This is a genomic window from Variovorax dokdonensis (assembly GCF_030316895.1).
Classification (GTDB): domain Bacteria; phylum Pseudomonadota; class Gammaproteobacteria; order Burkholderiales; family Burkholderiaceae_C; genus Variovorax; species Variovorax dokdonensis.
The window spans coordinates 120502-146165 of the sequence record NZ_JASZYV010000006.1 but is presented as its reverse complement, the minus strand read 5'-3'; the positions used below and the strand labels follow the sequence as shown (position 1 = coordinate 146165).

General features: G+C 66.2%; 23 protein-coding genes. 19 read left to right on the top strand and 4 right to left on the bottom strand.

Going from position 1 to position 25664, the window contains the following annotated elements:
• Nucleotides 1-27: 27 nt before the first annotated feature.
• Nucleotides 28-300: an oxidative damage protection protein gene (locus QTH91_RS22220; RefSeq protein ID WP_286662342.1), complete on the bottom strand. Its 273-nt coding sequence runs from the start codon at nt 298-300 to the stop codon at nt 28-30.
• A gap of 304 nt (nt 301-604) precedes the next feature.
• Between QTH91_RS22220 and epsC the strand changes: the two genes are divergently transcribed.
• Both epsC and QTH91_RS22210 read left to right on the top strand, forming a co-directional pair.
• A complete protein-coding gene (gene epsC, locus QTH91_RS22215) occupies nt 605-1522 on the top strand; it encodes a serine O-acetyltransferase EpsC (protein WP_286662341.1) in 918 nt (305 codons plus the stop codon).
• A 36-nt stretch (nt 1523-1558) separates the two neighbouring features.
• Nucleotides 1559-2110 (top strand): NADPH-dependent FMN reductase, encoded by a 552-nt coding sequence (locus QTH91_RS22210; RefSeq protein WP_286662340.1) that lies wholly within the window; start codon nt 1559-1561, stop codon nt 2108-2110.
• Here the strand turns inward: QTH91_RS22210 and QTH91_RS22205 are convergent, their stop codons facing one another.
• Nucleotides 2111-2758: an FMN-dependent NADH-azoreductase gene (locus QTH91_RS22205; protein ID WP_286662339.1), complete on the bottom strand. Its 648-nt coding sequence runs from the start codon at nt 2756-2758 to the stop codon at nt 2111-2113.
• A gap of 131 nt (nt 2759-2889) precedes the next feature.
• On the opposite strand from QTH91_RS22205, the gene QTH91_RS22200 reads away from it, so the two are divergent.
• The 6 genes from QTH91_RS22200 to QTH91_RS22175 all read left to right on the top strand — a co-directional run bounded on the left by QTH91_RS22200 (nt 2890) and on the right by QTH91_RS22175 (nt 8417).
• Nucleotides 2890-3810, top strand: coding sequence for a LysR family transcriptional regulator (locus QTH91_RS22200; RefSeq protein ID WP_286662338.1), 921 nt, complete (start codon nt 2890-2892; stop codon nt 3808-3810).
• A 118-nt stretch (nt 3811-3928) separates the two neighbouring features.
• Entirely contained in the window at nt 3929-4939 is a 1011-nt protein-coding gene (locus QTH91_RS22195) for a sulfate ABC transporter substrate-binding protein (RefSeq protein ID WP_286662337.1), read from the top strand.
• A 7-nt stretch (nt 4940-4946) separates the two neighbouring features.
• A complete protein-coding gene (gene cysT / locus QTH91_RS22190; protein ID WP_286662336.1) occupies nt 4947-5849 on the top strand; it encodes a sulfate ABC transporter permease subunit CysT in 903 nt (300 codons plus the stop codon).
• Nucleotides 5846-6799 (top strand): sulfate ABC transporter permease subunit CysW, encoded by a 954-nt coding sequence (gene cysW / locus QTH91_RS22185; RefSeq protein ID WP_286662335.1) that lies wholly within the window; start codon nt 5846-5848, stop codon nt 6797-6799. The genes cysT and cysW overlap by 4 nt, the downstream gene beginning before the upstream one ends.
• Nucleotides 6796-7893, top strand: a complete 1098-nt coding sequence (locus QTH91_RS22180; RefSeq protein WP_286662334.1) for a sulfate/molybdate ABC transporter ATP-binding protein — start codon at nt 6796-6798, stop codon at nt 7891-7893. Before cysW ends, QTH91_RS22180 begins: the two co-directional genes overlap by 4 nt.
• Complete coding sequence (locus tag QTH91_RS22175) at nt 7878-8417, top strand: disulfide bond formation protein B (RefSeq protein ID WP_390368922.1); 540 nt, start codon at nt 7878-7880, stop codon at nt 8415-8417. The genes QTH91_RS22180 and QTH91_RS22175 overlap by 16 nt, the downstream gene beginning before the upstream one ends.
• 7 nt (nt 8418-8424) lie before the next feature.
• On the opposite strand, the gene QTH91_RS22170 is transcribed toward QTH91_RS22175, so the two are convergent.
• The gene (locus tag QTH91_RS22170) at nt 8425-9117 is read right to left on the bottom strand and encodes a P-loop NTPase family protein (protein WP_286662332.1); all 693 of its coding nucleotides are present in this window, start codon (nt 9115-9117) and stop codon (nt 8425-8427) included.
• A 288-nt stretch (nt 9118-9405) separates the two neighbouring features.
• Between QTH91_RS22170 and smc the strand changes: the two genes are divergently transcribed.
• From smc to def, 5 genes are all read left to right on the top strand, one after another.
• Entirely contained in the window at nt 9406-12933 is a 3528-nt protein-coding gene (gene smc / locus QTH91_RS22165; protein ID WP_286662331.1) for a chromosome segregation protein SMC, read from the top strand.
• Between the two features lie 31 nt (nt 12934-12964).
• Complete coding sequence (locus QTH91_RS22160; RefSeq protein WP_286662330.1) at nt 12965-14074, top strand: cell division protein ZipA C-terminal FtsZ-binding domain-containing protein; 1110 nt, start codon at nt 12965-12967, stop codon at nt 14072-14074.
• A gap of 4 nt (nt 14075-14078) precedes the next feature.
• The gene (ligA, locus tag QTH91_RS22155) at nt 14079-16145 is read left to right on the top strand and encodes an NAD-dependent DNA ligase LigA (RefSeq protein ID WP_286662329.1); all 2067 of its coding nucleotides are present in this window, start codon (nt 14079-14081) and stop codon (nt 16143-16145) included.
• A 143-nt stretch (nt 16146-16288) separates the two neighbouring features.
• The gene (locus QTH91_RS22150; protein ID WP_286662328.1) at nt 16289-16585 is read left to right on the top strand and encodes a hypothetical protein; all 297 of its coding nucleotides are present in this window, start codon (nt 16289-16291) and stop codon (nt 16583-16585) included.
• 47 nt (nt 16586-16632) lie between these two features.
• Nucleotides 16633-17172, top strand: coding sequence for a peptide deformylase (gene def / locus QTH91_RS22145; protein WP_286662327.1), 540 nt, complete (start codon nt 16633-16635; stop codon nt 17170-17172).
• A gap of 45 nt (nt 17173-17217) precedes the next feature.
• Here the strand turns inward: def and QTH91_RS22140 are convergent, their stop codons facing one another.
• On the bottom strand, nt 17218-17622 hold the full coding sequence (locus QTH91_RS22140; RefSeq protein WP_286662326.1) for a DoxX family protein: 405 nt from the start codon (nt 17620-17622) through the stop codon (nt 17218-17220).
• A gap of 210 nt (nt 17623-17832) precedes the next feature.
• Between QTH91_RS22140 and QTH91_RS22135 the strand changes: the two genes are divergently transcribed.
• The 6 genes from QTH91_RS22135 (at nt 17833) to QTH91_RS22110 (ending at nt 25655) form a co-directional block, all read left to right on the top strand.
• Nucleotides 17833-18861 (top strand): amino acid ABC transporter substrate-binding protein, encoded by a 1029-nt coding sequence (locus QTH91_RS22135; RefSeq protein ID WP_286662325.1) that lies wholly within the window; start codon nt 17833-17835, stop codon nt 18859-18861.
• The gene (locus QTH91_RS22130; RefSeq protein ID WP_286662324.1) at nt 18858-19859 is read left to right on the top strand and encodes an amino acid ABC transporter permease; all 1002 of its coding nucleotides are present in this window, start codon (nt 18858-18860) and stop codon (nt 19857-19859) included. Before QTH91_RS22135 ends, QTH91_RS22130 begins: the two co-directional genes overlap by 4 nt.
• On the top strand, nt 19856-20908 hold the full coding sequence (locus tag QTH91_RS22125; protein ID WP_286662323.1) for an amino acid ABC transporter permease: 1053 nt from the start codon (nt 19856-19858) through the stop codon (nt 20906-20908). Before QTH91_RS22130 ends, QTH91_RS22125 begins: the two co-directional genes overlap by 4 nt.
• A 113-nt stretch (nt 20909-21021) precedes the next feature.
• Nucleotides 21022-22038 carry an HAD family hydrolase gene (locus tag QTH91_RS22120; RefSeq protein ID WP_286662322.1) on the top strand — a complete coding sequence of 339 codons (1017 nt, stop codon included), beginning with the start codon at nt 21022-21024 and terminating at the stop codon, nt 22036-22038.
• An 82-nt stretch (nt 22039-22120) separates the two neighbouring features.
• Nucleotides 22121-24652, top strand: a complete 2532-nt coding sequence (locus QTH91_RS22115; RefSeq protein WP_286662321.1) for a fused MFS/spermidine synthase — start codon at nt 22121-22123, stop codon at nt 24650-24652.
• A gap of 22 nt (nt 24653-24674) precedes the next feature.
• The gene (locus tag QTH91_RS22110; RefSeq protein WP_286662320.1) at nt 24675-25655 is read left to right on the top strand and encodes an AAA family ATPase; all 981 of its coding nucleotides are present in this window, start codon (nt 24675-24677) and stop codon (nt 25653-25655) included.
• The last annotated feature ends 9 nt before the right edge of the window (nt 25656-25664 follow it).

Sequence of the window (25664 nt, the reverse complement as noted above, 5' to 3'; positions counted from 1 at the left end):
GGCGCTCAGGTTCCGCGCTGGTGACGATCAGGCGCTGGGCGGCACGTAGCCCTGGGCCACGTCTGCGCCGTCGCCGAAGAAATGCTTCTCCATCTGGCGGGCGAGGTACTGGCGGGCGCGTTGGTCTGCCAGGTTGAGCCGGTTCTCGTTGACCAGCATGGTCTGCTGCTTGAGCCAGGCGGCCCAGGCCTCTTTGCTCACGCTTTCCCAGATGCGCTTGCCGAGCTCGCCAGGATAGGGCGGAAAGTCCAGACCTTCGGCCTCGCGGCCGAGCTTGATGCATTGAACCATGCGTGCCATGGAATGCCTGCCTTCTTGAATTCGAGATGTATGTGGAGGGGCGAATCGTTCGCGGCGCGAGTCTCCTGCGGGAGGGGCGCGCCGTAGCGCCGAGCCTGCGACTTTAGCAAGCTTTGTCCGAGGCGCCGGCGTCGGGCTCGCGATCGCCATGCCGCCAACGATGGACATGGCTGCCTTTAGCGCAGCGGCGACGGCATGACGGGACAGGCTGTCACCACTGCGATGCCTTCGCTGACGCACGCCCGAGACCGTTCCCGCCTACCATCGACCCAAGAGCGCGATCGCGCGCAAGGAGATGAATGGGATGTCGCATTTCGAAGTCGCAGAGATTGTTTCTGCCTTGCGCGCAGTGCGCAATGAATGGCGTGATTCGCAAGGTCGTCCACGCGACCCCGTCAGCCGGGAGCTGCCATCGCGCGAGGCGATGTCGAACGTGGTCGAGCAGCTCAAGGGGGCGTTGTTTCCCATGCGGCTCGGGCCGGCCGAGTTGCGTCACGAGAGCGAGGACTTCTTCGTCGGCTACACGCTGCATGCCGCATTGCAGGCGCTGTTGGTGCAGGTCGAGCTGGAACTGGCGCACGATGCGCGGCATGCCCCCGCGCCGGGCGCCGAAAGCGAAGATCTGAAGGCGCGCGCCCTGGCGCTCACCCGGGAATTCGCCGCCGAGCTGCCGCGCATGCGCCGCATCCTCGACGTGGACGTGCTGGCCGCCTTCCAAGGCGATCCGGCCGCGCGCAGCGTCGACGAAGTGCTGTTGTGCTACCCGGGCGTGGTGGCGCTCATTCACCACCGCATCGCGCACAAGCTCTATTCGCAAGGGTTGGTGCTGCTCGCGCGCATGGTTTCGGAGCAGGCCCATGCGCAGACGGGCATCGACCTGCATCCCGGCGCCCAGATCGACGAAGGCTTTTTCATGGACCACGGCACGGGCATCGTCGTGGGCGAAACCGCCGTCATCGGCAAACGGGTGCGCCTTTACCAGGCAGTCACTCTGGGCGCCAAGCGTTTCCCTACCGACGAGCATGGCAATCTGCAGAAGGGCCTGCCGCGCCACCCGCTGGTGGAGGACGATGTGGTCATCTACGCGGGAGCGACCATCCTTGGCCGCGTGACCATCGGGCGCGGCGCCACCATCGGCGGCAATGTGTGGATCACTTCCGACGTGCCGCCGGGCGCCAGCGTGACTCAGGCCAGTCTTCAGAGCGGGCGGCCTGTCACCTGAGCTTGTTCAGTTTCTTTTTCTTATGGAGAGCAACGCATGAGTCAGATCAAGATCGCAGTCGTCATCGGCAGCTTGCGCAAGGATTCGCTGAACCGCAAGCTGGCCCTGGCTTTGGCCCACCTGGCGCCCTCGGACGTCACCTTCGAGCATGTCCAGATCGACGACCTGCCGCTCTACGACCAGGACGACGATGCCAAGCAGGCCGAATCGGTTCGACGGCTCAAGGCGCAGATCGCATCTGCCCAGGGTGTGTTGTTCGTGACGCCCGAATACAACCGCTCGGTTCCCGGCGTGCTGAAGAATGCGTTGGACAACGCGTCCCGCCCCTATGGCCAGAGTGCCTGGGCGGGCAAGCCGGCGGGTGTGATCGGCGTCTCCATCGGGCCGATGGGGACGTCAATGGCTCAGCAGCACCTGCGCAATGTGCTGGCCTACCTCGACATGCCGACGATGGGCCAGCCCGAGGCGTACATCCAGAACAAGGAAGGCCTGTTCGACGAGAAAGGCCACGTCGGCGAAGCCAGCCGCGAGTTCCTCACGGGCTGGGTCGCCAAGTACGTGGCCTGGGTCAAGAAGCACTCCGCCTGATCAGGCGGCGACCTTGTTCGCGCCCTGATTGGCCGCTTCGGTGCTGGCGCGCTGGATGTCGCCATGGGCCGACGCCAGGGCGCTGGCCTTCTGGGTTTCGCCCATCGCCAGACCTTCGGCACGCACGAAGCGAACGTCGGTGATGCCGAAGAAGCCGAACACCACCTTCAGGTAGCTTTCCTGGTGCTCGGCCGCCTGGCCGGCGTCGGTCGTGGAATACACGCCGCCGCGGCTGGACACCACGATCACCGTCTTGCCGACTGCCAGACCTTGCGGGCCCTTCTCGGTGTACTTGAAGGTGCGGCCGGGCTGCGCCAGGCGGTCGATCCAGGCCTTGAGCTGGCTGGGGATCGAAAAGTTGTACAGCGGCGCGCCCACCACCACCACGTCGGCGGCCAGGAACTGGCTGACCAGTTTTTCCGACACTGCGTTCTCGCGCTTTTGCGCTTCGCTCAGCTCGACACCGGCGGGCAGGCGGGGTGCCATGGCGTCCATGTCGAAGTGGGCCGGCGCGTCGGCCGCCAGATCCAGGTATTCGACTTGGGTGCCGGGGTGCTTGGCAACCCAATCGGCCACGGCAGCGGCCGTCAGCTGACGCGACACGGAGTTCGTGCCAAGGATGCTCGAATCGACATGCAGAAGCTTCATGGTGTGCTCACTTTCCTTGAGGAGGGCCAGCAAAGCGCTGGCATGGAAGAGAGTTTATTTGTGCGTCGAATGATTGATAAGTAGGCGAAAATGCCATAGATTGTCCTGAAATTGAGTCGAAAGCCGAGGGTATGCAGGATCTGAACGACATGGTGTATTTCGCCGAGGTGGCAGAGCGAGGTGGCTTCGCCGCGGCGGGGCGGGCGCTGGGCATTCCCAAATCGAGGCTGTCGCGCCGAGTGGCCGATCTGGAGGGCCAGCTGGGCGTCCAACTGCTTCAGCGCAGCACCCGCAGCCTGTCGCTCACGCCCGCCGGCGATCTATTCCTGCGGCATTGCGTCGCCATGCGCGACGCGGCTCAGACGGCAGCGGATGCGGTGGCGCAGGTGCAGTCCGAGCCTCGGGGCACCATCCGTGTCAGTTGTCCGGTGACCATGGCGCAGGGCAGTGTCGGGCCGCTCGTGGCCCGGTTCATGAAGCGCTATCCGGCCGTGCGGGTCGAAATGATGGTCGTCAATCGCCCCGTCGATCTGATCGAGGAGGGCGTCGACGTGGCTCTGCGAGTGCGGGCGCAGATCGAGGACAGCGCTACGCTGGCGGCGCGCAACTTCGGCAACAGCGGCGGCATCCTGGTCGCCAGTCCCGAACTGCTGCGGCGCCAGGGGCCGGTCGGCGCGCCGGGAGACCTGGACAAACTGGATGCAGTGGGTATGTCCGCCACCGGCGACGGCCGCGCGCAGATGCGCCTGCTGGGGCCACAGGGGCAGGAGCACACCTGGCACTACGCGCCGCGCCTCGTCGCCGACGACCTGGCAACGCTGAAGTTCGCGGTGCTCGACGGCATCGGTGCATCGATGCTGCCGGACTACATGTGCCGCAAGGAGCTGCGCAACGGGTTGCTGGTCGAGGTGCTGCCCGGCTGGGCGCCTCCGCCGGGCATTGCGCATGCCATGTTCCAGGCCCGCAGGGGGATGGTGCCGGCCGTGCGCAAGTTCATCGACTTCCTGGCCGAGAACCTGGATGGTGACGAGCCGCACGACGTCGTGATCTGAGGCAACAGTCTGTATCGCCTTATGCGCAGAACGAGATATTCAAACAAACAGATATTCGTTTGAGTTCGTTGCACGGGCCATCACAATCTGGCCCTTTCCAAGAGATCCTGGGCTATCCATGACCACCAGAACACAAAAGATCATCGCCGCGCTGGGCCTGGCCCTGTCGGCTGTCGCGCTGCCTGCCGCCGCGCAGACCACCTTGCTGAACGTCTCGTACGACGTGGCGCGCGAGTTCTACAAGGACTACAACAGCGCCTTCGTCGCCCACTACAAGAAGACGACCGGCAAGGACGTGAAGATCGACCAGTCGCACGCCGGCTCCAGCGCTCAGGCGCGCGCCGTGGCCGACGGCCTGGATGCCGACGTGGTCACGATGAACACCACCACCGACATCGAGTTCCTGGCGGACAAGGGCGTGGTGGCCAAGGATTGGGCCAAGCGCTTCCCCGACAACGCCGCCCCAACCACCTCGACGATGCTGTTCATGGTGCGCAAGGGCAACCCCAAGGGCATCAAGGACTGGGACGACCTGATCAAGCCCGGCGTGCAGGTCGTGGTGGTCAACCCCAAGACCGGCGGCAACGGCCGCTATGCCTACCTGGCGGCATGGGGCTATGTGAAGAAGAAGGGCGGCACCGACGCCCAGGCTGCCGAGTTCGTCGGCAAGCTGTTCAAGAACGTGCCGGTGCTGGCGCGCGGCGGCCGCGATGCCACCACCGCCTTCCTGCAGCGCAACATTGGCGACGCGCTGATCACCTTCGAATCCGAAGTCATCTCCATCGATCGTGAGTACGGCGCCGGCAAGGTCGATGTGGTCTACCCGTCGATCAGCGTGCTGGCCGAGAACCCGGTGGCCGTGGTCGAACGCACCGTGGCCAAGAAGGGCACCGCCGACCTCGCCAAGGCCTATCTCGACTACCTGTATTCCGAGGAAGGCCAGGAGATCGCCGCCAAGCACGCCATGCGCCCGCGCAACCAGGCCGTGCTGAAAAAGCATGCCGACGTGTTCAAGCCGCTGCAGTTGTTCACCGTGCAGGAACTCTTCGGCAGCCTGGGCGAAGCTCAGAAGGTCCACTTCAACGACGGCGGCCAGTTCGACAAGCTCTACACGCCCGGCGGTAAATAATCGGGTCATGCCGAGTTCCAATTCCCCGGCGCTGCCAGCTTCCCCGGCAGCGCCGGTTTCACGTTCGGGGTCTCCTCGCGCAGGTCGCGCCAGGCGCGTGTTGCCGGGCTTCGGCCTGACGCTGGGCTACACGCTTTTCTGGCTGGGCCTGATCGTCCTGCTGCCTTTGTCGGCCTTGCTGCTCAAGAGCTTTTCCCTCACCTGGGAACAGTTCTGGACGGCGGTTAGCGCGCCTCGTGTGTTGGCCTCGTACCGGCTGACCTTTGGCGCTTCCTTCCTGGCGGCGCTGGTCAACCTGTTCGCGGGCCTGCTGGTCGCCTGGGTTCTGGTGCGCTACGAATTTCCGGGCAAGCGAATCGTCGATGCGCTGGTCGATCTGCCATTCGCGTTGCCGACGGCCGTGGCCGGTATTTCGCTCACTGCGCTCCTGGCCGGCAACGGCTGGATCGGCCAGTACCTGGAGCCCCATGGCATCAAGCTCGCCTTCACGCCGGCCGGCGTGGTGATCGCGCTGATCTTCATCGGGCTGCCATTCGTGGTGCGAACGGTGCAACCGGTGCTGGAAGACAGCGAGAAGGAGCTCGAAGAAGCCGCCACGTCGCTCGGCGCCACGCGCTGGCAAACCTTCTGGCGGGTGATCCTGCCTTCGATCCTGCCGGCCCTCATCACTGGTTTCGCGATGGCCTTTGCCCGCGCCATCGGTGAATACGGCTCGGTGATCTTCATCGCCGGCAACATGCCCATGGTTTCCGAAATCACGCCGCTCATCATCATCGGCAAGCTGGAGCAGTACGACTACGCCGGCGCCACCGCCGTCGCGGTGGTGATGCTGCTGTTCTCGTTCGTGATGCTGCTGGTCATCAACGCGCTGCAGGGCTGGCAACGCCGCCGCGCCGGAGGTGCGTCATGAGTGGTGGTACCACGTTGCGGGCCGCGAACCGCCGCGCCAAGGCCGGCACGACCGAATCGCCCCTGGTCCGCTGGCTGCTGATCGGCCTGGCGCTGGCCTTCATGACGCTCTTCCTCGTCTTGCCGCTCGCAGCCGTGGCGACCGAGGCATTGCGCAAGGGCCTGGACGCCTACATCGAGGCGCTGCGTGAGCCCGATGCCTGGGCGGCGATCTGGCTGACGCTGATCACCGCCGCCATCTCGGTGCCGCTCAACCTGGTTTTCGGCGTGGCCGCAGCCTGGGCGATCGCCAAGTTCGAGTTCCGAGGCAAGGCCTTCCTGACGACGCTGGTGGATCTGCCGTTCGCGGTGTCGCCGGTCGTGGCCGGTCTGGTCTACGTGCTGGTGCTGGGCGCGCAAGGCTGGTTCGGCCCCTGGCTGGCCGAACACAACATCAAGATCATCTTTGCCGTGCCCGGCATCGTGCTGGCGACCGTGTTCGTCACGTTCCCTTTCATCGCCCGCGAACTGATCCCGCTGATGCAGGCGCAAGGCAGCGACGAGGAACAGGCCGCCATCGTGCTGGGTGCCACCGGATGGCAGACCTTCTGGCGAGTCACGCTGCCCAACATCAAGTGGGGCCTGCTCTATGGCGTGATCCTCTGCAACGCACGCGCCATGGGCGAGTTCGGTGCGGTGTCGGTCGTGTCGGGCCACATCCGCGGCCAGACCAACACCATGCCGCTGCACGTGGAAGTGCTCTACAACGAATACCAGTCCGTCGGCGCCTTTGCGGTGGCATCGCTGCTGGCGCTGCTGGCCCTGGTCACGCTGGTGATCAAGACCGCGATCGAATGGCGCCACGAGCGCGAGATGAAAGCCCTGGCCGCGCTGCCGCCCGAGCGCCCCACGCCGGCAACGCCCGTGGCGAAGCCCGCCGCGCAAAGCGCATCCGAAAGACAAGCACTATGAGCATCGAAATCCGCAACGTCAGCAAGCGCTTCGGCGACTTCCAGGCCTTGGGCGACGTCAGCCTGGACATCGCCTCTGGCGAATTGGTCGCGCTGCTCGGCCCTTCGGGCTGCGGCAAGACCACGCTGCTGCGCATCATCGCCGGCCTCGAAGCGGCCGACGCTGGCAGCATCCTTTTCGCCGGCGAGGACACCACCGATGTGCACGTTCGCGAACGGCAGGTGGGCTTCGTGTTCCAGCACTACGCGCTGTTCCGCCACATGACGGTGTTCGAGAACGTAGCCTTCGGCCTGCGCGTCCGGCCACGCCGCACGCGGCCGAGCGAGGCGCAGATCAAGGCCAAGGTGCACGAACTGCTCAGCCTGGTGCAACTCGATTGGCTGGCGGACCGCTATCCGTCGCAGCTCTCGGGCGGCCAGCGCCAGCGGATCGCACTGGCACGCGCCCTGGCCGTGGAGCCCAAGGTGCTGTTGCTCGACGAGCCCTTCGGTGCGCTCGACGCCAAGGTGCGCAAGGAACTGCGTCGCTGGCTGCGCCGGCTTCATGACGAACTGCACGTGACCTCCATCTTCGTGACGCACGACCAGGAAGAGGCGCTCGAGGTCGCCGACCGCGTCGTGCTGATGAACAAGGGCCGGATCGAGCAGGTCGGCTCGCCCCAGCAGGTCTGGGACCAGCCGGCCAGCCCGTTCGTCTACGGGTTCCTGGGCGACGTCAACCTGTTCCATGGCCGGGCCGACGACGGTGCCGTCGAAGTGCAGGGCATTCGCCTGGAGTCGCCCGAACACGGCAACGTGCGCAACGCTCAGGCTTTGGCCTATGTCCGTCCGCACGACCTCGAGATTCGCCCCTGGGTGGCTGGCGGTACCGGCATTGCGGCCACGCTGGATCGTGCAATTGTTGTCGGTCCGATCGCGCGCCTGGAACTTGAGCCCGTCGACGCGAATCCAGACAATCCGGGCAGCGGAACGATTATCGAAGCGCAGATTCCTGCGCAGCAGTTCCGCGACCTCGGCCTGGCGGAGGGTGACAAGGTGCTTGCCACGCCGCGCAAGGCCCGGGTGTTCGTTGAAGAAGACTGGGTTTCTCCTTGAGCAATGTTTTGAACTTTTTTTTCGGCGCGCCGCGCCGCGCATTCGCGCTGATCTGCCTGGCCTGCATCGGCATGCTGGCATTCGGGCTGTACCTGCAGCATGTGGTGGGCCTGGAGCCCTGTCCCATGTGCGTGGTGCAGCGCTATGCGCTGATGGCGGTGGCCGTTTTCTCGGCGTTGGCCGCCATGAGCAGTGGGCGTGGGCTCAGGAGCCTGTGGGCGGTGCTGGGCCTGGTGGCGAGCATCGGTGGTGCCTTCACGGCCGCACGCCAGACTTGGCTGCAGTGGTATCCGCCCGAATACGTGAGCTGCGGGCGCGACATCTACGGGATGATCGAGCAGTTTCCGCTTCAGCGCGCATTGCCCATGATCTTCCGCGGCAGCGGCGATTGCTCCAAAGTCGACTGGACCTTCCTGGGTCTGTCGATCGCCAACTGGTCTTTCATCGCCTTCGCGGTGTTCGGCCTGCTGACGCTGGCGCTGCTGCTGCGCCGCCCGCGTTCCGGCGGTCTGGCGTCAGCCTGAGCCTTGCTTACAGCGGCAGCGTGTCGAACGCTGCGTAGGAAGTCGCCAGCCAGCTCTTGACGCGCTGGCGCTCCAGCAGGCCCAGGGCATTGGGCCCTTCGCGGTCGTTCACCGCTTTCCAGAAACTGCTGTTGTGCGCGTCGATCTTGCGCATGCTCGCCTCGTACAGGCGGGGCAGCGCAATGACGTGAGCGCGTTTCAGGGCAGCCTTGGCCATCGACTGCGAACCCAGCAGCATGCCGAAATCGCTGCCGCGTCCGTAGTTCTGGACCACGATGTAGTTGGGCTTGTCGCCGAAGGTGTCGACCAGGGTTCCGAGCAGATCGGTCGAATCCTTGCCGTCGTCCATCACGTGCCAGAAATTGACCTTCACGCCCATGTCGGCGAACACGGAGAAGAGGTCTGACTCGTTGATCCAGCGCGCCAGCGGGGCGAGCGTCTGGGCGGCAAGGTCGACGATGACGTTTTGCTGCGGATTGGTTTCGAAGCCGTTGACGACGACGTCCATCCCCTCGAAGGTGTCCACGACCACCGGCGACGCGAAGCCCTCGTAGAAGCGGGTGAACGAACTGTGCGATCTGTCGGTATCGAAGCCGATGAAGGGCTTGCTTCGATCGATGAAGTATTGAGCCAGCAGGCGTGCCGTGACCGATTTGCCCACGCCGCCTTTCTCGCCGCCGATGAAGTTGAGAGAACTCATGTGTTGGCTATGCCTTCGCTTGGTTGGACCGTCGAATCGCCGGACATTCTAGGGGTCGGTGGATGCCGTCCGTCCGGTCGATCGCCAGGACGCATGCGATTTGCGTGCCGGGCAGCCCCGCGCGGCGATGGCCATCGGGGATTGCCAGACCGTCAACTTCTGTCTTCGCACGGGTATCATCGTTGCTTCAGTACGCAGATTCGTCGCTGCGTTAAATTTCCATACAAATCAACAGCTTGGATCGGATTTCTGCTGTAGTGGCGGAGCCGGCCCGGCAAGGCAAGACGCGTGCGCCTCACCTCCATCAAGCTCTCGGGCTTCAAGTCCTTCGCGGAACCGACCAATTTCCTGCTGCCCGGCCAGCTCGTCGGCGTGGTCGGCCCCAACGGCTGCGGCAAGTCCAACATCATGGATGCGGTGCGTTGGGTGCTCGGTGAATCGCGGGCGTCGGAGCTGCGCGGCGAGTCCATGCAGGACGTGATCTTCAACGGCACCACGACGCGCAAGCAGGCCAGTCGCTCCAGCGTGGAACTGGTGTTCGACAACGCCGACCACCGTGCCGGCGGCCAATGGAGCCAGTTCGCGGAGATTGCGGTCAAGCGCGTGCTCACGCGCGACGGCAACAGCAGCTACTACATCAACAACCAGCCGGTTCGCCGTCGCGACGTGCAGGACGTGTTCCTGGGAACCGGCCTGGGGCCTCGCGCCTACGCCATCATCGGCCAGGGCACCATCAGCCGGATCATCGAGTCCAAGCCCGAGGAACTGCGCCTTTTCCTGGAAGAGGCTGCGGGCGTCTCCAAGTACAAGGAGCGTCGGCGCGAGACCGAGAACCGCCTGTCCGACACCCGCGAGAACCTCACGCGGGTCGAAGACATCCTTCGCGAGCTGAACGCCAACCTGGAAAAGCTCGAGAAGCAGGCCGAGGTGGCCGCGCGCTACAACAAGCTGCAGGCCGATGCCACGCGCAAGCAGCATCAGCTGTGGTTCCTCAAGCGGGCGGAGGCCGAGGCCGACCAGCAGCGCATCAAGAACGATTCGTCCAAGGCGGTCAACGAGCTCGAAGAGCGCATGGCCGAGCTTCGCCATGTGGAGGCCGAACTCGAAACCGTGCGCCAGGCGCACTACGCGGCCGGAGACCAGGTCAACCAAGCGCAGGGCAAGTTGTACGAGGCGACGGCCGAGGTCGGTCGGCTCGAAGGCGAGATCCGCTACGTGGTCGAAAGCCGCCAGCGCGTGGAGCAGCGCCTGGTGCAACTGCGCGAACAGGTCGCCCAGTGGGGCACCCGACAGGAAGAGGCGCAGGCCGAGATCGAGACGCTGGCCGGGCAGGGGGTGGATGCCGAGGAGCAGGCTGTCCTGCTGGCCGCACAGCTCGAGGATCACGACGCGCGCATGCCCGAGCTGGAAGAAGCCCTGCAGCGTGCGCAGGACGAAGCCAATTCGCAGCGCAGCGCCGTCTCTCAGGTGCAGCAACAGATTCAGGTGCTGGCTGCCGACCAGCGCAACATCGATGAGCAGACGCGCCAGCTGCAAGCCCGCGCCGAAAAGCTGCAGACGGATCAACGCGCGCTGGCAGCGCCCGATGAAGAAAAACTCGCGCAGATGCAGGAGCAGCTGACCGAGGCGCAAGAACAGGCCAGCGAAGCGGATGCCCGCCTGCACGACCTTCAGGAATCGGTTCCGCAGCTGGACGAAGATCGCCGAGCCCGCCAGAACGAGGTGAACACCGAAGGCGCCCGCCAGGCGGAGCTGGCCGCGCGGCTGGAAGCGCTGCGCGCGCTGCAGGAAAAGGTGAAGACCGACGGCAAGCTCACGCCGTGGCTGGCCAAGCACGGGCTTGAAAGCATGCAGGGCCTGTGGAGCCGCATCCACATCGAGCAGGGTTGGGAAAGCGCGCTCGAGGCCGCATTGCGCGAGCGGATGGGCGCGCTGGAAATCAGTCGGCTGGACATGGTGCGCGGCTTCCTCGGCGCCGAAGGCAAGGATGCGCCGCCGGCCAAGCTGGCCTTCTACAGTCCACCCAGCGCCCCGGCGCCGCAGGGCAGCGCGACGCTGCCCCGGCTGTCCGACCTGCTGCGCCTGAACGATGCCGGCTTGCAGGCCCTGCTCACCGACTGGCTGCACGACTGCTTCACTGCCGACAGCTTCGAGCAGGCACTGGCGCAGCGCGGGCAGTTGCCGCCGGGCGGCGTCATCTACGTCAGGAGCGGGCACGCCGTCTCTTCCCATGGCGTGAGCTTCTACGCGCAGGACTCCGAGCAGGCCGGCTTGCTGGCGCGCCAGCAGGAAATGGAGAACCTCGAGCGCCAGTTGCGCGCGCAGGCGCTCATCCACGACGAGGCGCGAAGCGCGCTGATGCGTGCCGAGGCCGCCTACCAGGACGCTGCCCAACGCCTGGTGAGCGTGCGGCGCGAAGCGGCCGAGACCCAGTCGCGGGCGCATGAACTGCAGGTCGAGACGCTGCGCCTGACGCAGTTGGCCGAACAGACGCGCGCCCGCAACGAGCAGCTTTCATCCGACCTGGGCGAGGTCGAGTCGCAGCTCGAAGATCTGCAGGAGCGCCGCATTGCCGCCGAGGCACGCTTCGAGGAACTCGACCTGCAGCTGGCCGACAGCCAGGAGCGCCATGCCCAGCTCGACGAGCGCGTCATTGAAGCCCAGCGACAGCTGACCGCCAGCCGCGAGCAGCATCGAAGCCTGGAGCGCCAGGCGCAGGAGGCCACGTTCGCTCAGCGCAGCCTGGAAGCACGACGTGCCGAGTTGCAGCGCTCGATCCAGACCGCCGAGCAGCAGGCCGCTGCGCTGGCCGACGAGAACGAGCGCGCACGCGCCGAACTCGAACGCCTGTCGGATGCCGCGGCGCAGGCGGGTCTGCAGGATGCGCTGTCGCTCAAGATGGAACGCGAAGCCTCGCTGGGCGCCGTGCGCAGTCAGTACGACGACCTGACCATGAAGCTGCGCGCCAGTGACGAGCGGCGGCTGAAGATCGAGCGCGAGCTCGACCCGATGCGCCAGCGGCTCACCGAGTTCCAGCTCAAGGAGCAGGCGGCACGGCTCGGGCTGGAGCAATACGACCAGTTTCTGGCCGACGCCCAGGCCGACCTGGACGCCGTGGCCGCCTCCATCGAGGAAGACAAGACGCGGCTTCAGGGCCTGCAATCCGAGATCGACCGGCTGCACCGCGAGGTAGCGGGGCTGGGCGCGGTCAACCTGGCCGCGCTGGACGAGCTGTCGAGTGCACGTGAGCGCAAGACCTTCCTCGATGCGCAGTCGGCCGATCTGAACGAAGCCATCACCACGCTGGAAGATGCCATCCGCAAGATCGACGGCGAGACGCGCGAACTGCTGGCCGGCACCTTCAAGACCGTCAACGAGCACTTCAGCCGCATGTTCCCCGAGCTGTTCGGCGGCGGAAACGCCAAGCTCATGATGACCGGCGACGAGATCCTCGACTCCGGCGTGCAGGTAATGGCGCAGCCGCCTGGCAAGAAGAACCAGACCATCCATCTGCTGTCGGGCGGCGAGAAGGCGCTCACCGCCATCGCGCTGGTCTTCGCCATCTTCCAGCTCAATCCGGCGCCGTTCTGCCTGCTCGACGAGGTCGATGCGCCGCTGGATGATGCGAACACCGAGCGCTATGCCAAACTCGTGACCGCCATGAGCCGCGAGACCCAGTTTCTTTTCATCAGCCACAACAAGATCGCCATGGAGATGGCCGAGCAGTTGATCGGCGTGACCATGCAGGAACAAGGCGTCTCGCGCATCGTGGCCGTCGACATGGAGGCGGCGGCTTCGATGGTCGAAGCCGCCTGATTCACAAGAAAAGAAAAGCATCCCAAGCAACATGAGCAGTCTTACCGTTGCCCTGGCCATTCTTGGCGGGCTCGTGCTGGCCGCGGTCATCGCATACAACACCTGGAGTTCGCGTCGCAACGCGCCTCGCCAGCCTGACCTGGGCGAAGACAGCCAGCAGGGCGGGGCGCTGGTGCGCGGCGCAGCCGACGATGGGTCGGCTGGCCTGCGCATCGAGCCCGGATTGGATGGACACGCGCACGCCACGGACCGCAACGAGCCGCAGTTCGACGCCGAATTGCCGCCACGCGCTGCGCCCGCCAGCGGCGGCTCGGAACGGCGCGGCGCGCTCGATCCGCTGATCGACGTCATCGCGCCGATCGCACTGGACGGCATCGTCAGCGGCGATGCTGCGCTGGCGGCCATGCCGGCCACGCGGCGCGCGGGCAGCAAGCCCGTGGCGATCGAAGGCCTGAACGAGAAGACCGGGGACTGGGAGTCGCCAGCGGCCGGCCAGCGCTATCGTGCGTTCCAGGCCGGTGTGCAATTGGCCAACCGCACCGGCGCGCTCAACGAGATCGAGTATTCGGAGTTCGTGGTCAAGGCATCGGGCTTTGCGGACGCCGTGGGCGGCGCACCCGACTTTCCCGAAATGCTCGACGAGGTCGGCCGCGCGCGCGAGCTCGACCAGTTCGCCAGCACGCATGACGCGCAGCTGAGCTTCGTGCTGCGCGCGCGGCATGCGGCATGGAGCCCTGGCTATGTGCAACAGGTGGGCGCGCGGCAGGGGTTCGTCGCGGGCCTCTTGCCCGGCCGCATGGTGCTTCCGGCGGCCGAGCCCGGCTTGCCGCCGGTGCTGGGCCTGGCCTTCGACACTCAGGCCGCGCTGGCCGACGACCCGACGCAATCGGCCATCCGCGAACTGGTGCTCAGCCTCGATGTGCCCCATGTGGCGCGCAGCGAGCAACCGTTCGGGCGCATGCGCGAGATCGCCGCCACGCTGGCACGCGAGATGGACGGCATGGTCACCGATGGCGACGGCCAGCCCCTGCGCGAAGACACGATGGACATCATCGGCGCCGACCTCGAACAGCTCTACGACACGCTCGATGCCCGCGACCTCGCGGCCGGCTCTGCCCTCGCGCGGCGACTCTTCGGTTGACCTGATGACCGAAAAAAACGACAAGGCGCCGGCCGAGATCGCCGAGCAGGCGCGGCTGCTGCGAGCGCAGCTTTTGCACCATGCGCACCAGTACTACGTGCTCGATGCACCCGAAGTGCCGGACGCGGAGTACGACCGCCAGTTCCAGCAGCTGCAGGCACTGGAATCTCGCTACCCGGATCTGCGCACGCCCGATTCGCCCACACAGCGCGTGGGCGGCGCGGTACTGCCGTACCTCACGCCGGTCAGGCACGTGGTGCCGATGCTGTCCATACACACCGAGACCGACACCACGGCCGCCGGTGCCGAGGCCTTCGATGCGCGCGTTCGGCGCGAACTGGGGTTGAAGGCCGACGATGCGCCAGTCGAGTACTCGGCCGAGCTCAAGTTCGACGGCCTGGCCATCAGCCTGCGCTACGAGTCGGGCGTCCTGGTGCTCGGGGCCACGCGCGGCGACGGCGAGACGGGCGAAGACGTCACGCAGAACCTTCGCACCATCGGCCAGATCCCCTTGCGCCTTTCGGGTGATGCGCCGCCGGTGCTGGAGGTGCGCGGCGAGGTCTACATGCGGCGCGACGCCTTCGAGCGGCTCAACGAACGCCAGCGCGAGAAGGGCGAGAAGACCTTCATCAATCCACGCAACACCGCGGCCGGTGCCATTCGCCAGCTCGATCCGGCGCTGGTGGCCGAGCGCAAACTGAGCTTCTTTTCCTACGGACTGGGCGATGTGCAGGGGTGGGAAACGCAACCAGCCACGCATGCCGGCATCCTTGACGCGTTGGCCGATTTCGGGCTGCAGGTGTCGAAGATCCGCATGGTGGGCGAGGGCGCATCCGCGCTGGTCGATTTCCATGCCCGCGTGGCGGCCGAGCGCGACAAGCTGCCCTTCGACATCGACGGCGTGGTCTACAAGGTCAACAGCCTGGCGTTGCAGCGCCAACTGGGCTTCAAGACCCGCGAGCCGCGCTGGGCCGTGGCGCACAAGTATCCGGCGCAGGAGCAGGTCACCCGACTCAACGGCATCGACATCCAGGTCGGGCGAACCGGCAAGCTGACGCCCGTGGCCAAGCTGGAACCGGTGTTCGTGGGCGGCACGACGGTGAGCAATGCGACGCTGCACAACGTGTTCGAGTTGCGGCGCAAGGATGTGCGCGTCGGCGACAACGTGATCGTGCGCCGGGCCGGCGACGTGATTCCGGAGATCGTCGGCCGCGTGCCGGGCCCGCGCGCGGGCTACGTACCCAACTTCCGCATGCCACGCACATGCCCCAAGTGCGGCAGCGAAGTCGAGCGCGAGAAAGGCGGCGTCGATCACCGCTGCACTGGCGGCCTGTTCTGCCCGGCACAGCGCAAGGAGGCCATGCTGCACTTCGCTGGCCGGCGAGCGATGGACATCGAAGGCCTGGGCGACAAGCTGGTCGATCAGCTCGTCGACGGCGGCATCGTCCACAGCCTGCCTGCGCTCTACAACCTGGGCGTGGCCAAGCTGGCCGCCCTCGACCGCATGGCCGAGAAGAGCGCGAACAACCTGGTGGCGGCGCTGGAACAAAGCAAGAAGACGACGCTGCCGCGCTTTCTTTTCGCGCTGGGCATTCGCCACGTGGGCGAGACCACGGCCAAGGACCTGGCGCGCCACTTCGGTTCGCTCGACGGGATCATGGGCGCCACGCCGGAACAGGCCGCCACCGTGGAGCAACTGCTCGAGGTGCCGGACGTCGGTCCGGTGGTGGCCGCCAGCGTGCACACCTTCTTCCAGCAGGTCCACAACCGCGAAGTGGTGGAGCAATTGCGCGCCGCCGGGGTGACCTGGGAAGAAGGCGAACCGACCGCGCGGGCGCCCAAGCCCCTGGCGGGCAAGACCTTCGTCATCACCGGCACCTTGCCCAGCCTGAGTCGCGACGACGCCAAGGACATGTTGGAAGCCGCCGGCGCCAAGGTGGCCGGTTCGGTCAGCAAGAAGACCCACTTCCTGGTGGCCGGCGCAGAGGCCGGCAGCAAGCTCGACAAGGCGCGCGAACTGGGCGTGACCATCATCGACGAAGCCGCGATGCTCGAGATGCTGGCAGGCTGACTCCCGGTCCTCCCGGCCACGTCTTTACGCAGCTTTACCTCCGATTGCAGCGCTTTACGCTGGCGCTGCAACCTATGCACGTCCGCGCAGTCCAATCACCTTGAGATGCGGCCGCATGTGGCCGCCGCAGACAAGGAGCACGCATGAATACAGCACTTCGCCGATGGGCCGTACGGGGCGGGCTTGCCGCGTCCGCGGTCACGCTCACGGGTTGCGTGGCGGTGCCCGGCTACTACGACTACGGCACGGGCGCCGCCGTGGTGTCGCCGGCGCCGGTGGTGGTCGCCCCGCCTGTCAGCATCGGGATCGGCGTCGGCGGCTACTACGGCGGAGGTGGTGGCTACTACTACGGCAGGCCGGGTTACTACGGCCCGCGCGGTTATTACGGCGGCGGTGGCTACTACGGCCGTGGGCGCGGCTACTGGGGCCGGCGCTACTGACGGACACTCCCGGCGCACGGCCACGATCGGGCCTCGATAATCGCCGCATGGCCATTCGCGAAATTCTCAAGATGGGCGACGCCCGGCTGCTGCGCATTGCGCAGCCCGTCGCCGAATTCGACACCGACGAACTGCACCTGCTGGTGCGTGACATGTTCGAGACCATGGCCGCCGTCAACGGCGCCGGCCTTGCGGCTCCGCAGATCGGCGTCGACCGGCAACTGGTGACCTTCGGCACTGACGCCCCCAATCCCCGCTATCCGGGTGCGCCCATCGTGCCGCGCACGGTTTTGCTCAATCCGGTCATCACGCCACTTGGCGATGAAGAGGAAGAGGGCTGGGAAGGCTGCCTGTCGGTGCCCGGCCTGCGCGGCGTGGTGCCGCGCTTTGCGAACATCCGCTACACCGGCTTCGACCCATACGGCGATCCCATCGACCGCACTGCCAGCGGCTTCCATGCGCGCGTGGTGCAGCATGAGGTCGACCATTTGCTGGGCAAGCTCTACCCCATGCGCGTGCGCGACTTCACGCGCTTCGGGTTTACCGACGTGCTGTTTCCCGGCCTCGATGCCGGCGACGACGATTGAGATGCGGGCCCGGCGCGGCCCTGCCGCCGCGCCGTTCGGCTTGCTTCAGTTGTAGCGCCCGCCAGTGCCGCCCACGCTGAAGCGGCCGGCACCCATCAGGGCCACGGCGACGGCGGCGAACAGGAACATGCCTTGCAGTTCCAGCGCCCAGCCGCCGTTCTTGCCGAGGGCGGTCAGTTCCTTCATGTGGACCAGCCAGATCGCCACGAGCATGTTGATCACCACGATCCAGGCCGCAGGGCGGGTGTAGATGCCGACGATGAGCAGCACCGGTGCGAGCACCTCGCCCACGTAGACCAGGTAAGCCAGCGCGCCGGGCAGGCCATGGTTCGACAGCATGCCGGCGATGCCGCCGACACCTCCGCCGATCTTGGCGATGCCATGCAGGAGGATCAGCACACCCAGTGCGACGCGCAGCACGAGCTTGCCGGTGTCATCGGAACGAATCATTGCAGTTGCCTTGCTTTCTATCTGTATTGTTGGAACGAACGCGAAAGGCGCCATTGTGTTCAAAGCAGCGGGCGACGCAAGGTCCCCCCTTCGAACTACTGGGGCATCTGCATGCCATGCACTGCTTGCAGGGCGCGCGTCGAACGCTCGCGCAGGCCGCGCTGGGCGCCACTACACTGCCGGCTGATTTCGAACACCGGAAGGACCTCCATGAACTGCATCCGTCCCGCCCTCGGCGCACTTGCACTTGCACTTTCGTTCACAGCGGCACCGGCCTTTGCCGGCAAGACGCTCGATGCCGTCAAGCAGCGCGGCAGCCTCAAGTGCGGCGTGACCAACGGCGTGGCAGGCTTCTCCGCACCCGATACCCAAGGTCGCTGGTCGGGCCTGGACGTCGACACCTGCCGCGCCGTGGCTGCGGCCGTGCTGGGCGATGGCAACAAGGTCGAGTTCGTGCCGCTCAATTCGCAGCAGCGTTTCGCGGCACTGCAGTCGGGCGAGATCGACATCCTTGCGCGCAACACCACCTGGACGCTGACGCGCGATGCATCGCTGGGCTTCAATTTCACCGCCATCACTTACTACGACGGCCAGGGCTTCCTGGTGCCCAAGAAGCTCAAGGTGACGAGCGCCAAGCAGCTCAAGGGCGCCACCATCTGCACCCAGTCGGGCACCACCAACGAGAAGAACGCGGCCGACTGGTTCCGTGCACAGAAGGTGGAAGTCAAGACCTTGGTGTTTGAGAACTTCGAGGCAGCCTACAAGGCCTTCTTCGCGGGCCGCTGCCAGGCGTTTACCACCGATTCGTCGGCCCTGGCGGGCCTGCGCAACAAGGAAGCGCCGAACCCCGAGGACTACATGATCCTGCCCGAGCTGATCTCCAAGGAGCCGCTGGCGCCGCTGGTGCGCCGTGGTGACGATGAGTGGTTCGCCATCACCAAGTGGACCATCTTCGCCCTGATCGAGGCGGAAGAGGCCGGCATCACCCAGGCCAAGGCGGACGAGCTCAAGTCGTCGAGCCAGGATCCGGCGGTACAGCGGCTGCTCGGCGGCGGCGAGGATCTTGGCAAGCTGATGGGCCTGGACAAGGAATGGTCGCTGCGCGCCATCAAGGCGGTGGGCAACTACGGTGAAATGTTCGAGCGCAACGTCGGCCCGAAGTCGGTGCTGCAACTGCCGCGCGGCAGCAACAACCTCTGGAGCAAAGGCGGCCTGATGTACGCACCGCCGGTGCGATGAGCGAGCGGCCCGCCGGCGATGGCGCAAACGGGCGCTGGCTCGGCCGCATCGTCCAGCTTGCCCTGGTGGTCCTGATCGGGCTGGGCGTGGCCTGGCTGCTCGGCCATGCGATGGGCGTGCTGCGCTCTCGCGGCGTGCAGTCGGGGTTCGACTTCCTGTTGGCGCCGGCCGGCTTCAGCATCAGCGAGGGCTGGCTGGACTTCGATGCGAGCCAACCCTTCTGGCGTGCGTTTCTCGCGGGCATCATCAACACGATCCGCGCATCCGTGCCGGCGGCCGTACTGGCTGTGGTGCTCGGTACGCTGCTGGGCGTCGGGCGGCTGGCCTCGCATGTCCTGGTGCGCGGCCTGTGCACGGCGTATGTGGAGGCACTGCGCAACGTGCCGCTGCTGGTGCAACTGCTGATGCTCTATTTCGCCATGACGCACCTGTTGCCCGATACGAGCGAGGCGCGCGAGTGGTTGCCGGGCGTGTGGCTCAGCAAGGGTGGGCTGTCGATGCCCTGGCCGGTGCACGAGGCCGGGCAGGGCTGGCACATCGAATGGCCGGAGATGGGCAATTTCGGCGTGACCGGCGGCGCCGCGCTCAGCCCCGAATACTTGACGATCGTCTTGGGGCTTGGCCTCTACACGGCGGCATTCGTCGCGGAGATCGTGCGTGCCGGCATCCAGTCGGTCGATCGCGGGCAGACGCTGGCAGGGCAGGCGGTGGGACTGTCGCCCGCGCAGACCTTGCGCCTGGTGGTCTTGCCGCAGGCATTGCGCGTGATCGTGCCGGCGCTGACCAATCAGCTGCTGAGCCTGACCAAGAATTCGTCGCTGGCGGTGGCGGTGGGCTACCCCGAACTGGTGTCCATCGCCAACACGTCCTTGAGCACCACGGGCCGGGCCTTCGAATGCATTGCGGTGGTGATGGCCGTCTATCTGCTGCTGTCGCTGCTGATCGCGCTGGGCATGAATCGCTACAACGCCCGCGTCGCGTTGCGGGGCTGGCAATGAACAGCGCCTCCGCTTCGTGGCAGCGCGAGTTGTGGGGCACGCCGACGCGGGCCGTGGCCACCGCGATGCTGGTGGCATTGCTGGGCTGGGTGCTCTGGCATGCGTTCGACTGGGGTGTGCTGCATGCCGTGTTCCGCGCGGATGCACAGGCCTGCCGCGCCAACACCGAGGGCGCCTGCTGGGGCGTGATCGCCGAGAAGTGGCGGCCCATCCTGTTCGGCCGCTATCCGTTCGATGAGCAATGGCGCCCGGCGCTGGCCGTGACCCTGCTGTCTGCGCTGACGATGCTCAGCGCCTTGCCGCGCTTCTGGCGCGCCTGGCTGTTGGCGGCCTGGGTCCTGGTCCTGGCGCTGTTCGTGATGCTGATGCGGGGTGGAGTCTTCGGTCTGTCGCTCGTGCCCACGACGCAGTGGGGCGGTCTGCCCTTGACGATTTCGCTGGCCGTGGTCAGCCTGGCGCTGGCTTTTCCGATGTCGATCGCACTGGCCTTGGGGCGCCGCTCACGCTGGCCCGCGGTGCGCGCCCTGTGCAGCACCTACATCGAACTGGTGCGCGGTGTGCCGCTGATCTCGGTGCTCTTCATGGCCTCGTTCATGCTGCCGCTTCTGTGGCCGGCCGGCTGGAAGCCCGATGTGCTGATCCGCGTGCTGCTGGGCCTGGTCTTTTTCGTCGCGGCCTACCTGGCGGAGATCGTGCGCGGCGGATTGCAGTCGGTGCCGCATGGGCAGGTCGACGCGGCCATGGCCGTTGGCATGCGGCGCTGGCAGGTGCAACGCCACATCGTTTTGCCGCAGGCATTGCGCAACGTGGTGCCGGCCTTGATGAACATCGTGATCGGCACGCTCAAGGACACCTCGCTGGTCACCATCGTCGGCCTGTTCGAGTTGACCGGTGCATTGGGACTGGCGCTGGGCGGCGATCCGGTGTGGCGACCGTTCTATCTGGAAGGCTATCTCTTCCTGGCCATGGTCTATTGGGTCGTGTGCTTCGGACTGTCGCGCTACAGCGTCTGGCTCGAGGGCAGGTTGGCGAGCAGCCACAACTCATGAGTGGCCTTGGGCAAGGTCGGCTTTCCTTGCGACCCAACTTGCGTATCGGTTAGGCTCGCCCGGGTCAAAATCAGAACGCTCTCGGCAAACGACGAGCAAAAAAGGAGAGTTGAATGAGCGCTTCAAGACAATCCCTCTGGGCTCGCGTCGGCGGATGGCTGGCGGCAGGCGTGGTCGCCGCCACTTTGGCCGGCTGCGCGACCGGCGGCAACATGGGCACGGACCCGCTGCCGTCGTGGAATGACGGAGCGTCCAAGCAGGCCATCGTCGACTTCGTGCGCGACGTGACCAAGGAAGGCTCTCCGAACTACGTTGCGCCGTCGCAGCGCATTGCCACGTTCGACAACGACGGCACGTTGTGGGTGGAGCAGCCGATCTACACGCAGTTCGCCCTGATGATCGCCCAGCTCAAGGCGGCCAAGCCAAGGCCCGAGTGGGTCAACAACCCCACCTACAAGGCGCTCATGGCCGATGACATGAAGACGGCGATGGCTGGCGGCGAAAAGGCCCTGCTTGGCTTGCTCTTCCAGGCCAACAGCGGCATGTCGGTCGATGACTATGACAAGGCCATCCGCCAGTGGTTTGCCACTGCGCGCCACCCGACGCTCAAGCGCCCCTACACCGAACTGGTCTACCAGCCGCAGCTCGAACTGCTGAAGTACCTGCGCGCCAACGGCTTCAAGACCTTCATCGTTTCGGGCGGCACCATGGAAGCCATGCGTCCGTGGGCGGAAGAGGTCTACGGCATTCCTCCCGAACAGGTGGTGGGCTCCAGCCAGACCATCAAGTACGACGTGGCCACCGGCAAACTGATGCGCGAGCCCAGCTTGTTCTTCCTGGATGACGGCCCAGGCAAGCCGGTGGGCATCAACCTGCACATCGGGCAGCGTCCCATCCTGGCGTTCGGCAATTCCGATGGCGACATGCACATGCTGAAGTACACGACCGACGGGCCGGGACGGCGTCTCGGGCTGATCGTGCATCACGACGATGCGCAGCGCGAATTCGCCTACGACCGCCAGTCGTCGATGGGCAAGCTGGACAAGGCGCTCGACCAGGCCCCGGCGAATAAGTGGATTGTCGTGAGCATGAAGAAGGACTGGAAGCAGGTCTTTCCGTCGGCCAAGTGATCTTGGCACCGACCTTCCAGGCCCCCAAAGCTGAGAACCAAGGGCGGGTGTGACGCTGCAATCCAGAGTTGCCCCGCCAACGATGCCGGCCAACGATCAGGCCAATCGAGTCGGCCCGCGTCTTGCAGGTCCGGCGCTGCTGCTGCTTGCTTCCGGCACGGCGGGCCTGGTGTTCCAGGTGGTGTGGATCAAGCAACTCGCCCTGGTGGTGGGGGTGGACGTCCATGCCGTGGCGGTCGGCGTCTCCGCATTCTTCGCGGGCCTGGCCTTGGGTGGCTGGGCTTTCGGCGGAGTCGCCGATCGCGTCGCCCGGCCGCTTGCGCTCTACGCCCGGCTCGAGGTGGGCGTTGCGTTGCTTGCCGTGGCCGCGACCTTGGGTCTGGGCCTGGCGCCAGGGCCTTTTGCCAGGGCGCAGGATGCGGCGGGGCCGCTGGCCTGGCTGATCCCCATCGTCCTCGTCGGCATTCCGGCAACGCTCATGGGCGGCACGTTGCCGGTCCTCATACAGGCCATGCGGCCGGCACTGGCGCGGACCGGATCGACGGGCGGCGCACTGTACGCCGCGAACACGGCCGGCGCCATCTTGGGTTGCCTGTTGGCGGCGTTTGTGCTGATTCCGTTGCTCGGCTTGCGCGGCAGCACGCTCGCCGCGGCTGCGCTCAATCTGCTGGCGGCTGGCGGTGCATTGCTGCTGTTGCGTCGCGAGGCTGCAATGCCCGACGCTGGAACGGCGCCCGTCATCGACAGGCCGCTTGCGGATGGCGGGGACGCCATGTCGCCTTCGAAGGTGCGGCTGGCGCTGGTTCTCTATGCCGTGGCGGGCGGCATTGCGCTGGGCTACGAGGTGGTGTGGTCGCAATCGATCGTCCAGTTCCTCAGCACGCGGAGCTTCGCGTTTGCGGTTGTGCTGGCGACCTATCTGCTTGGATTGGCAGTGGGCAGCGCCTGTCTGGCCCGCCGCGTCGATCGGTTGCGCGATCCCTGGGGCACGCTGGCCTGGCTGATCGCGGCTGCCGGAGCCGTCGCCTTGATCGAGGTGGCGCTGCTTGGCGAATGGCTGATGCGAAGCCAGTCGGTGGTCGAGCGCTGGGTGCTCGGCCTGACGGGCCAGCAACTGCTGGCCATGTGCGCGCGCTTCGCATTGGCGGCGGCATGCATCGTCTTCGTGCCCACCGTTCTCCTGGGCGCGGCATTCCCGGTGGCCCTGCGCCTGGCCAGCGGGAGCGGACACGCCGGGCGAGAACTGGGCCGCGTGGTGGCGCTCAACACCGTTGGCGGCATCGCGGGCACCTTGCTCGCGGGCTTCGTGCTGGTGCCTTGGCTGGGCCTGGTCCACACCCTGGGAGTGCTGGCGGTCGCGGCAGGGCTGCTGGGTTTGGTCGCCGTCCTGGCGGGGCCGGCTTCGCGACCCGCAGTGCGTTGGGGCGTGGCGGTGTTGTGCGGGCTGGTCGTTGCCGGCGCAGCCTTGGTGCCGAGCGATCGGCTCGCGTCGTTGTTGACGCAGGCACGCGGCGGCGAATTGCGCTTTTATGAAGAAAGCCGCGGCGGCACGGTCGCCGTGGTGCGGCAGAACCAGGGCAGCAACCGCTTCAATCGTTTGTACATCCAGGGCGTTTCCAATTCGGGCGACGCCATGACCTCGCTTCGCTACATGCGATTGCAGGCTTTGCTGCCCTTGATCGTGCACAACCAGGAGCCGAAGTCGGCGCTGGTGATCGGCATGGGAACCGGCATCACCGCGGGCTCGCTGCTTGCTTGGCCGGGCCTGCAGGAGCGGGTCGTGGCCGAACTGCTGCCGGCCGTGGTGCGAGCGGCGCCGCAGTTCAAGGGCAACTACGGCCTGACCCAGGATGCGCGCATGCAGATCCGCGTGCGCGACGGCCGGCGCGAACTGCTGGCCAGTCCTCAGCGCTACGACCTGATTACGCTGGAGCCGCCGCCGCCGTCTGCTGCCGGCGTGGTCAATCTCTATTCGAGCGACTTCTACCAACTGGCGGCAAGCCGCCTGCAGGCGGGCGGCTTGGTGGCGCAGTGGCTGCCCCTGCCCACGCAGAACGACGAAGACACGCGCTCGCTGGTTCGCAGCTTCATCGACGTCTTTCCTCATGCGACCGTGTGGTCCACCGAGTTCCACGAGATGATGCTGGTCGGCTCGATGCAGCCGATCGTGCTCGATGTCGAGCGCATCCAGTCCCGCTTCGCGCAGCCGCAGGTGAGCAAGGCATTGGCGGAGGTCGGTGTCGATTCGGCCGCCGCGCTCATGGCCACCTGGGTGGGGGACCGCGCGACGCTGGAGCGCTATGCGGCTGGCGCGCAGCCGGTCACCGACGACCGTCCGCGCATCGAATACGCCACCTGGGTGCGCCGCGCCGATTTCGGCGTTTCGCTGACCTCCTTGCTCGACTTGCGCACCGAACCGCCCCTGCAGGGCGCCGACAAGGCATTCATCGACAAGATGACGTGGGAACGGCGGGTGCTTTATCGTTTCTACAGTTCGGGCATGAACGCCTATCAGGGCGATCGCAAGGCCTGGCTGGAAGACATTCGCGAGGTGGTGCGCGTCGATCCCGACAATCCGTACTACCGCTGGTTCACCGGTGGCTCCGCTCGATGAGCGAACTCAAGGAAGAAACTGCATGTCGGCACGCGATGACGTATTGCTCCTGAAGGCCCGCATGGGCGAATCGATCGTCGGGCAGGAACGCATGATCGAGCGCATGCTGCTCGGCCTGCTGGCCGACGGCCATCTGCTGGTCGAGGGCCTGCCGGGCCTGGCCAAGACACGGGCCATCAAGAGTCTGGCCAAGAACCTCGATGCCAAGCTGTCGCGCATCCAGTTCACACCGGACTTGCTGCCGGCCGACATCACCGGCTCGGAGGTCTACTTCAGCGAGGGCGGCAAGGGCGAGTTCAGATTCCAGCAGGGCCCGCTCTTCGCCAACCTGATCCTGGCCGACGAGGTGAACCGCTCGCCCGCCAAGGTCCAGGCCGCTCTGCTCGAGGCCATGGAAGAACGCCAGATCACCGTGGGCGGCACCACCCATCCGCTGGAGCCGCTCTTCCTGGTCATGGCCACGCAGAATCCGGTCGAGCAGGAGGGAACCTATCCGCTGCCCGAGGCGCAGATGGACCGTTTCCTGATGCACCTCAACGTCGGCTATCCGGAGACCAGCGCCGAGGCGCAGATCATGCAGTTGGCCCGCGCCGAGGAAGTGCGCGAGCCGGCCGGGGCATCGGCGACGCAGCAGCGGCAATTGCTGGCGCAAGACATCATCTTCACGGCCCGCTCCGAAGTGCACGCGGTGCAGGTGAGCCAAGCGGTCGAGAACTACATCGTCGCGCTGGTGCAGGCCACGCGGACGCCGGCGGCTGTCGACCAGGAGCTTGCGCAGTGGATTCAGGTCGGCGTGAGCCCGCGCGGCTCGATCGGACTGGACAAGGTGGCCCGCGCGCATGCCTGGCTGCAGGCGCGCGACTTCGTCACCCCCGAAGACGTGCAGGCGGTGGTGCATGAAGTGTTCCGCCACCGCCTGATCCTTTCGTACGAGGCGCATGCGGCGCGCATCAACGCGGACACGGTGATCGATCGGCTGGTGGAAAAGGTGGCCGTGGCCTGAGGGCCGCGC

Excerpts from the sequence above, each read along its gene's own strand:
- QTH91_RS22140 (WP_286662326.1), bottom strand. The coding sequence starts at position 17,622 with ATGATTCGTTCCGATGACACCGGCAAGCTCGTGCTGCGCGTCGCACTG.
- QTH91_RS22115 (WP_286662321.1), top strand. The coding sequence starts at position 22,121 with ATGCCGGCCAACGATCAGGCCAATCGAGTCGGCCCGCGTCTTGCAGGT.
- QTH91_RS22200 (WP_286662338.1), top strand. The coding sequence starts at position 2,890 with ATGCAGGATCTGAACGACATGGTGTATTTCGCCGAGGTGGCAGAGCGA.
- QTH91_RS22220 (WP_286662342.1), bottom strand. The coding sequence starts at position 300 with ATGGCACGCATGGTTCAATGCATCAAGCTCGGCCGCGAGGCCGAAGGT.
- QTH91_RS22110 (WP_286662320.1), top strand. The coding sequence starts at position 24,675 with ATGTCGGCACGCGATGACGTATTGCTCCTGAAGGCCCGCATGGGCGAA.
- QTH91_RS22195 (WP_286662337.1), top strand. The coding sequence starts at position 3,929 with ATGACCACCAGAACACAAAAGATCATCGCCGCGCTGGGCCTGGCCCTG.
- QTH91_RS22170 (WP_286662332.1), bottom strand. The coding sequence starts at position 9,117 with ATGAGTTCTCTCAACTTCATCGGCGGCGAGAAAGGCGGCGTGGGCAAA.
- QTH91_RS22180 (WP_286662334.1), top strand. The coding sequence starts at position 6,796 with ATGAGCATCGAAATCCGCAACGTCAGCAAGCGCTTCGGCGACTTCCAG.
- QTH91_RS22135 (WP_286662325.1), top strand. The coding sequence starts at position 17,833 with ATGAACTGCATCCGTCCCGCCCTCGGCGCACTTGCACTTGCACTTTCG.
- epsC (WP_286662341.1), top strand. The coding sequence starts at position 605 with ATGTCGCATTTCGAAGTCGCAGAGATTGTTTCTGCCTTGCGCGCAGTG.
- QTH91_RS22125 (WP_286662323.1), top strand. The coding sequence starts at position 19,856 with ATGAACAGCGCCTCCGCTTCGTGGCAGCGCGAGTTGTGGGGCACGCCG.
- cysW (WP_286662335.1), top strand. The coding sequence starts at position 5,846 with ATGAGTGGTGGTACCACGTTGCGGGCCGCGAACCGCCGCGCCAAGGCC.
- def (WP_286662327.1), top strand. The coding sequence starts at position 16,633 with ATGGCCATTCGCGAAATTCTCAAGATGGGCGACGCCCGGCTGCTGCGC.
- QTH91_RS22120 (WP_286662322.1), top strand. The coding sequence starts at position 21,022 with ATGAGCGCTTCAAGACAATCCCTCTGGGCTCGCGTCGGCGGATGGCTG.
- QTH91_RS22130 (WP_286662324.1), top strand. The coding sequence starts at position 18,858 with ATGAGCGAGCGGCCCGCCGGCGATGGCGCAAACGGGCGCTGGCTCGGC.
- QTH91_RS22210 (WP_286662340.1), top strand. The coding sequence starts at position 1,559 with ATGAGTCAGATCAAGATCGCAGTCGTCATCGGCAGCTTGCGCAAGGAT.
- QTH91_RS22205 (WP_286662339.1), bottom strand. The coding sequence starts at position 2,758 with ATGAAGCTTCTGCATGTCGATTCGAGCATCCTTGGCACGAACTCCGTG.
- ligA (WP_286662329.1), top strand. The coding sequence starts at position 14,079 with ATGACCGAAAAAAACGACAAGGCGCCGGCCGAGATCGCCGAGCAGGCG.
- QTH91_RS22150 (WP_286662328.1), top strand. The coding sequence starts at position 16,289 with ATGAATACAGCACTTCGCCGATGGGCCGTACGGGGCGGGCTTGCCGCG.
- cysT (WP_286662336.1), top strand. The coding sequence starts at position 4,947 with ATGCCGAGTTCCAATTCCCCGGCGCTGCCAGCTTCCCCGGCAGCGCCG.
- QTH91_RS22160 (WP_286662330.1), top strand. The coding sequence starts at position 12,965 with ATGAGCAGTCTTACCGTTGCCCTGGCCATTCTTGGCGGGCTCGTGCTG.